A 7791-nucleotide genomic window follows, 5' to 3' on the forward strand; every position below is an offset into this window, starting at 1 on the left:
TCATCACTTTTTTATTTTATTCTCGGTGTTTTCGTCATCATCATCCAATAATATCCGTACCGATGGCGTATACAGGTCATCATTCTGCCCGCTCTTTTGTGCCCAGAAAAATGCTCCTAAAAAAACCAGAGCAAGCAATATGCTACATCCTATTAAAAAAAATATTATCGTCATATCAATTTTCGCCTTTTTGCAGCCAGGCGTGTAGCTATGCTTGTAAATGAAATAATTGTTGCTGTGCTTAATGGCATTAAAATAGCCGCCACCAATGGTGATAAATTGCCCGTTACCGCATAACTTAACCCTATAACATTATAAGTTAATGATATCAGGAAGGACAAATAGATAATATGTACCGTGTCTTTTGAAAATTCAAGAAACACTGGTAGTTTTATTAGCGAGCATCCATCCAAAATGGCATCGCTGCCTGGTGAAAAATTATTTACATTATCGGTAAGGGCAACACCCAGGTCGCTTTGTTTTAACGCGCCGGCATCATTCAGCCCATCCCCTATCATCATTACCGTAGCTCCTGAATGCTGTAAGGAATTTATAAAATCAAGCTTTTCCTGGGGCGATTGATTAAAATGCATTGCTTCCTGGTTTTTAAAAAACTTAAGCAATTCATACTTTTCATGATCCTGGTCACCCGATAGCAAAAAGAGTTTATAGGCTGGCGCCAGTTCACTGATATTTTCGAGTCCCGGCCGGTATTGATGGATAAATGCAAAATATCCCTTATAAACATTGTCAAGCAAAATATGCACCCTGGTAAGCTGCGTTTCATCTTCATTTTGACCAAGCACCAATTTGGAATTGCCAACTCTCAGGTAATGGCCGTCAACTACTGCCAGTATTCCCTGGCCGGGAACTTCTGCGTATTCTTCCGTTTTTAAACGGTTCTGCCCGCTTAGGTGTGTATATATCATACGGCTTAGCGGATGGCTCGAGTTTATACATGCACTATAGATCAACTGCTTTTCTTTGTCGGTTAAAGCGCCTTCAAATTTTATTGTTTTGCTGTCACCGGTTGTAATGGTTCCTGTTTTATCTAAAACAATGGTATCTATCCTCGCAAGGTGTTCTACTATCGCTGTATTTTTCAGGTAGAAAAAATTCTTGTCGAAAATGCTGAGCGCTGCTGACATGGTAAACGGAGTACTTAAAGCGAGAGCGCATGGGCAGGCTACAATAAGCACTGCTGTAAAAGCAGCAAGCCCTTTTTTATAATCAACTGGCAACCAATATAATAACGTGCCAAAAGCGATAACCAGTAGTACTACGGTAAAGTATTTGCTCACTTTCTGGCTAAAAGTTTGCATATCTTTTCCATGGCCGTGCGCGAAAGCTTCATTATTCCACAATTGCGTTAGGTAGCTTTGCGAAACAGGTTTTATTACTTCCATCTCTACGGCTTGCCCGGTTTGCCTGCCGCCTGCATAAATGATCTCGCCCAGGATTTTGCTCACCGGATTTGCCTCGCCGGTTACGAAACTAAAATCTATTAAAGCTTCCCCTTTCAGTAAAATGGCGTCTGCCGGGATGATCTCGTTATGCCGGATGACGATGCGATGCCCTGTTTGTAATTGTGACAGCGGGAGGTGTATTTCCGCGTCATTTTCAATAACTGATACAGCTACGGGAAAAAATGAACGATAATCACGCTCGAACGAAATATGATGATAAGTTTTTCGCTGAACAAATTTGCCGATCAGCAAAAAGAACACCAGCCCGCATAAGGTGTCGCCAAAACCGGCGCCCGTACGGGTATATACTTCAGTTACCGTGCGGATAAACAAAACAGCAATACCTAAAGCCAGCGGAAAATCAATATTTAATACTTTATTGCGAAGGTTGTTCCATGCCGAAACAAAGTATTCAGTTCCGCTGTAAAAAACCACCGGCAAACAAAACAAAACATTTAACCAGCCAAAAAAGTGTTTAAACGTTTGCTCTACGCCTGACAGGCCAAAATATTCAGGAAAACTCAGCAGCATTACGTTGCCAAAACAAAAACCGGCTACAGCAATTTTTTGAACCAGGTTATCCTTACTGCTCTTTGCCTGCTTCTTGATAACATCCTGCAGGCTGATCACGGGTTCGTATCCTATATTAAATAACAATTCCACTACTTGCCGTAAACTTATTTCGGCATTGCTGAACCTGATAATTACCTGCTTTTTTAAAAAGTCGATCCTGCTGTAGTGTATGGCCGGATTTATCCTGTTAAGCTGTTCAAGCAGCCAAATACACGAGCTGCAATGAATAGCAGGAATATAAAAACTTACAATAGTTATCTTATCATCCGAATAGTCAACCAGGTCGCTGATAATGGTTACATTATCAAGGTATTCAAAACGTGCATCAACAATTGCCCTGTTTGCGCCGGGGTGTTGATTATAGTTGTAATAATTACAAAGATTGTTTGCATTTAATACTTCATAAACGCTTTTACATCCCTGGCAACAAAACGCTTTTGAATCAACAAGATGGAGTTCTTCAATACATTCGTTACCGCAATGATAGCACAAGGTTTGCCCCTCTATGGCGCTTTCTTTCATAGTTTAATTTTATTATTCCAAAGATGCCACCCCGAAATGGGGCAAATAATGATCTAAAATTTATAAAAAAGTGACCTTCGTCAGTTTTTGTGTTTATTACAACCCGTAGCTTTGGGGGAAAACATAACTATTACTGTTTTGCACCCTATTATTAATTATTCATGATCCATAAATTTCATATACCCGTATTAGGATTAGGTTATTCAGTTGATACCCCACTAAAAGTTGCCCGTTACGGAATATCATCAGTTGTATCCGTTGTTGATGACGAGCTGATTGAGCGCATGCGCGAATACCATGCAAAAAAGAACAATGAGCCCTATGAGGCCATAACCAAAGCTGAGCCCGGTTTCAGGGAAAAGCGTATTACTTCTTACCTGAATTTGCTTGAAAAACTGGTAAACCAGCAATTTGAGCAATTAAAAAACGAGCCATTTGAGCCAGGAAGTGATATATGCCGCTATTTCGACCTGCTGCCCGAATCTTCGCCGCTAAAACAAGGTTACGACCTGATGCAGGAGTATACCGACGAAGGAACCAGGCGGATTTTCCAGGACAGGCTGCGATTGGAATTAAAAAAAGGCCAGATTGACGTGAATATCATGTCGAAAGTTGATAAAACAAATTATACGGCGAACCACGAGTCAACCGGGGAGGAAAATACGGATGCTTTAACCGCCTTGCGCGGATTCGCACACAGTAATTTGAGATCTTCCGTTATATTATCTGCAGGAATGAACCCCAGGCTTTATAGTTACATTGAATCGTTCGCTGATTTTCTTCCGGATGAAAGCGGTTCAACACTCAAAAAGATCATTTTAAAAGTAAGCGACTTTCGTTCGGGCCTCATCCAGGCCAAGTTTTTAGCAAAAAAAGGGCTATGGATCTCGGAATTCAGGATTGAATCGGGGTTAAATTGTGGCGGGCATGCATTTGCCTCTGATGGCTATTTGCTGGGCCCTGTTTTGGAAGAGTTTAAAAATAAAAGAGAAGCACTGCACCTTGAGTTGTTTGAAATGTACAAGGCCGCACTATTAATCAAAGGCATAAGTATTTCAAATATTCCTCCGCAGCGCATAAGTGTTCAGGGCGGCATTGGTACAGCCGATGAAAATAATTTTTTGCTTACCTATTATCAATTGGATGTTACTGGTTGGGGCAGCCCATTTTTGTTGGTTCCGGAAGCGACCAATGTTGATGAAGACACTTTAAAAATTCTCGAAAATGCCGGCGAGGATGCTTTTTATGTAAGCAACTCCTCTCCCCTGGGTATATTATTTAATAACTTCAGGGGTACTACCAGTGAAAAACAACGTTTGGAACGGATAAATAAAGGCAGGCCCGGAAACCCATGCGTTAAAAAATACCTGGTAACCAATACGGAATTTACCACCGAACCAATCTGCACAGCATCAAGAGAGTACCAGAACCTGAAAATTAAACAATTAAAAACGCTTGACCTGAGCCCTGAACAGTATGAAGAGCAAGTTGAAGCGGTAACAGAAAAGATCTGCCTTTGCGAAGGGCTTTGTTCATCTGCTTATTTGAAGTATGGCATCACTAAACCAAAGGAAAATAAAGCGGTTACTATTTGCCCGGGCCCTAACCTGGCTTATTTTTCAAGAACATACTCCCTGGAGGAAATGGTGAAGCATATTTACGGATCAATTGACCTTTTACAAAATGTAAAGCGCCCGCATGTATTTATCAACGAACTTAACCTGTATATTGACCATTTTCAAAAAGAGATCTCGGCCCAGGTTAAAAACTTCACTGATAAAAAGCAAAAATACCTGCTCAAATTTAAAACCGAGCTGGAGACAGGGATCGATTACTACAAACAGCTTTTCCCTCAAATAACGTCTCAGGCACAAAGCCTGGCCATTATTTTGGAAGACCTGTACTCAGCAGAGAAAAAACTCAGCGGAATAGCCCTTTAATGCCAATTGCCTGAATATTATAAACAAATAAAGCTGCTCCTTATGGGGCAGCGTTATTTATATAGATTAAATTAAACCGGGTGCAAATTTATTGATTCAAATTCCCCGAACGTCCAATTGAGGACAATTACCTTTTTAAGGATAACTATTTTCGTTCAGGAATTACCAGCAACGGTATAGTTGAATGCCCGGCCATTTTTTGGGTATGGCTGCCAGTAAATATCTTTTCCAAAATATTGTGCCCTCTATGTACCATCGCGAGCATATCCACATGTCCATGTTCACATAACCATTCAAGCCCGCGTTCGGGATTATCGCTTTTTACTACCCGTTAATAAATATTCGGATAATCGGCTTTGTTCGACAATTCAACAAGGAAATGATCAAGCCACTTTTTAAATTCGGGGCTTTGCTCCTTTTCATCCAGGATATGCGTAATCAGCAATTCGGCATTAAGCGGTCTAATCAAGTCAATTAATTTATAAATTGTTTCCAGGTCCTTTTCATGATGCAGAAAGTCGGTCGCAAAAGCAATCTTTTTTACTGTTTTTATCCCGGCAGTTTCAGGAACAAGCAACAATGGGCAAATGGTCTCGTCAATCATCCTCCTGGTATGGTTGCCTACCAAAAATTGGCTTAAACCGTTGTTTCCATGAGTAGCCATAACCACCATTTGAATGCTCTGATGTTCCACAATATCATTTACCACCGCCGTTACAGCGCCAACATTATTTTCACATTGAATAGATGGGCTAAAATCAGTATCACTGTTTTGTTTTTCAAGAGAAGTCCTAAGCGCCTTTAACTCTTCTTCACTGTCTTTAAGCATTTCTTCGTATTCCATCATTGGCCAAGTAACCAGGCCTGCCTCAGGCACTTCTGCCGGCACAATAAAAGCATTACACAAAACAAGGTTAGCCCTCAATTGAACCGCCAGTTTATTTGCATATTCAGCAGCATGCCTGGAATTGGCTGAGAAATCAGTCGCTACAAGTAAAGTTTTCATTGTCGTTTTTAATTTAATTGTATAATATATCCTATGTAAAATTCACGAAAACAAAACCATCAAATAATGATCTTACTCACTCTAAAGTGTGATTCTTAACTTTTTATTTGTGATGATGATCATTCTTTAAACCGCGCGGTATTTGAAAATTTACATATTATTTAAATTGACGACCCGATATGAAATCCATCCTTGTTTTAACAGATTTTTCCGACAATTCAGAGAACGCCGCAGAATTGGGGGTTAAACTTAGCGCTAAACTTAGTACTAACCTTTTGTTATTTAATACTTACGTTACCAATTCAGCCGAGGCCTATGTAGCTGAGCCATGGGTTGCGGAAGACATTTTTTGGGGAGATGATGACAGTAAGGATAACTTAAATAAGCTCGCCACCGCCCTTAAGACCGATGTTGAAAAACTAGGGCCCAAAGACCACAAACCTGTCATTTACTGCGACAATGGCGAAGGCAAACTCGGTATTATCATTCCGGATATTATACAGAAGCATCATGTTGAAATGATCCTGATGGGTGCCCGGGCATTTAATCCGGACGATGATGGCTTGTTCGGGAGCGATCTAAACTCGACCATTCAAAAGTCAAGTCGCCCGGTTTTAGTAATTCCGTCAAAAATAAACCTTGAGGATTTAAAAAAAGTGATATTTGCGACAGATTTTGATGAATCAGATATGCTGGCTATACATTATCTTGCCAAACTCGGCAAATTATTAAATTTCGAGCTTGAAATCATTCACATCATCCACCCGGATAAATCCGGAAAAGAAAAAAGCCAGAAAGAGATAGAACTTGAGGAACAGGTTTCGAGATTAAAATATCCTAAGATCACCTATCATGATATAAAAGGGAATGACGTTGCTGAAAATATAGTGCGGATCTATAAAGAAAGCGGTGCCGGTCTGTTAGCTATGGTACATCACCAGCACTCATTTATTATGCGGATGCTTCATCAAAGCACTACAAAAAAACTGCTGGATAACCAGGAAGTACCCTTAATGATTTTCCCCTCAAAAATGAAATGAGTTACAAAAAGTGATAAATATCACAAAACATCATGATGCTCATCAAGGTATGGCCGCCGTATTTGGCGAATCTTTACACCGGAATAATTACTATTGAAAAAAATAATGGATCATATATCTCAGGCAGAAATTTCAAAATTTTTTATTGCAGGCATCAATTATAAAAAAACAGATGCTACTACCAGGGGGATGTTTGCGATCAACAATGACCAATATGCCAATATCCTGACGATTGCGCCTGAATTCGGGCTTCATTCATTATTTATTATTTCAACCTGTAACAGAACCGAGATCTATGGCTTCGCTGAGAATGTTGGCCAACTGATCAATTTACTTTGCACCCAAACAACCGGCGATAGAGAAACATTTAGCCGCCTGGCCTACATAAAAAATGGTGCAGACGCTGTTGAGCATTTATTTGAAGTTGGCGCGGGTTTAGATTCGCAAATACTGGGGGATTACGAAATTACAGGGCAATTGAAGCAATCGGTTAAATTTGCAAAAGGTTATAACTTTATCAATTGCTTTTTAGAGCGGCTAGTCAACAGCGTTTTTCAATCCTCAAAAATGATCAGGAATGAAACTGCTTTAAGCAGCGGTACGGTATCGGTTTCATATGCCGCAGTAGAGTATATTAAGGAGCACATTAACTTATGTGCCGGGCGAAAGATCCTTGTTGTTGGCATTGGCAAAATTGGCCGTAATACCTGTAAAAACCTGGTTGATTATTTAGGAACAACTAATATAACGCTTATCAACCGTTCGGAAGAAAAGGCTGCCGAACTGGCCGCTGAATTAGGTTTAACCTATGCCCCTATTGAAGACCTGGCGGCTCAAATTGAAAGTGCTGACGTGATACTGGTAGCTGCGAACGCTGCGGAGCCTATCGTTTTAAAATCGCACCTTGAAAGCAAAAATACCAAATTGGTTGTCGACCTTTCCATCCCATATAATGTAGAAGCTTCGGCCGGGGATTTGCCAAATATCTCGCTTGTCAACGTCGACGCACTTTCAAAGATCAACGATGAAACACTGCTGAAACGCAGGGCCGAAATTCCGAAAGTAAAATGCATTATCGCACAAAATATGGCCGGTTTTATGGATTGGTACATCATGCGTAAAAATGCGCCTGCGCTTCATGCCATAAAATCAAAGCTGGTGTACCTGTATATGCAGCACTTTTCGGATATAAAAGGCGACGCGGACAAATGCCCGGTAATGGCAGCTGAAAAAAAGATCCAGAA

6 protein-coding genes and 1 pseudogene are annotated in these 7791 nt (G+C 40.5%); 3 read left to right on the forward strand and 4 right to left on the reverse strand.

The window, feature by feature from the left end:
• Positions 1 to 3 precede the first annotated feature (3 nt).
• Both ccoS and QZY09_RS20220 read right to left on the reverse strand, forming a co-directional pair.
• Positions 4 to 174, reverse strand: a complete 171-nt coding sequence (ccoS, locus tag QZY09_RS20215) for a cbb3-type cytochrome oxidase assembly protein CcoS (RefSeq protein WP_295675404.1) — start codon at positions 172 to 174, stop codon at positions 4 to 6.
• A complete protein-coding gene (locus tag QZY09_RS20220; RefSeq protein WP_295675406.1) occupies positions 171 to 2561 on the reverse strand; it encodes a heavy metal translocating P-type ATPase metal-binding domain-containing protein in 2391 nt (796 codons plus the stop codon). The genes ccoS and QZY09_RS20220 overlap by 4 nt, the downstream gene beginning before the upstream one ends.
• Positions 2562 to 2722: 161 nt before the next feature.
• On the opposite strand from QZY09_RS20220, the gene QZY09_RS20225 reads away from it, so the two are divergent.
• Positions 2723 to 4501 (forward strand): hypothetical protein, encoded by a 1779-nt coding sequence (locus tag QZY09_RS20225; protein WP_295675408.1) that lies wholly within the window; start codon positions 2723 to 2725, stop codon positions 4499 to 4501.
• Positions 4502 to 4646: 145 nt separating this feature from the next.
• Here the strand turns inward: QZY09_RS20225 and QZY09_RS24815 are convergent.
• A pseudogene (locus QZY09_RS24815) lies at positions 4647 to 4817 on the reverse strand (universal stress protein); the annotation flags it as partial.
• 15 nt (positions 4818 to 4832) lie between these two features.
• Entirely contained in the window at positions 4833 to 5507 is a 675-nt protein-coding gene (locus tag QZY09_RS20230) for a universal stress protein (RefSeq protein WP_295675410.1), read from the reverse strand.
• A gap of 179 nt (positions 5508 to 5686) precedes the next feature.
• Here QZY09_RS20230 and QZY09_RS20235 point away from each other — a divergent pair, with 179 nt between their 5' ends.
• Positions 5687 to 6547 carry a universal stress protein gene (locus tag QZY09_RS20235; protein WP_295675412.1) on the forward strand — a complete coding sequence of 287 codons (861 nt, stop codon included), beginning with the start codon at positions 5687 to 5689 and terminating at the stop codon, positions 6545 to 6547.
• 105 nt (positions 6548 to 6652) lie between these two features.
• The coding region (gene hemA, locus QZY09_RS20240) for a glutamyl-tRNA reductase (protein ID WP_295675415.1) at positions 6653 to 7791 on the forward strand (1139 nt) is incomplete at its 3' end.

The sequence above is a fragment of the uncultured Mucilaginibacter sp. genome, assembly GCF_903913935.1.
GTDB lineage: Bacteria > Bacteroidota > Bacteroidia > Sphingobacteriales > Sphingobacteriaceae > Mucilaginibacter.

Excerpts from the sequence above, each read along its gene's own strand:
- QZY09_RS20230 (WP_295675410.1), bottom strand. The coding sequence starts at position 5,507 with ATGAAAACTTTACTTGTAGCGACTGATTTCTCAGCCAATTCCAGGCAT.
- QZY09_RS20220 (WP_295675406.1), bottom strand. The coding sequence starts at position 2,561 with ATGAAAGAAAGCGCCATAGAGGGGCAAACCTTGTGCTATCATTGCGGT.
- QZY09_RS20225 (WP_295675408.1), top strand. The coding sequence starts at position 2,723 with ATGATCCATAAATTTCATATACCCGTATTAGGATTAGGTTATTCAGTT.
- QZY09_RS20235 (WP_295675412.1), top strand. The coding sequence starts at position 5,687 with ATGAAATCCATCCTTGTTTTAACAGATTTTTCCGACAATTCAGAGAAC.
- ccoS (WP_295675404.1), bottom strand. The coding sequence starts at position 174 with ATGACGATAATATTTTTTTTAATAGGATGTAGCATATTGCTTGCTCTG.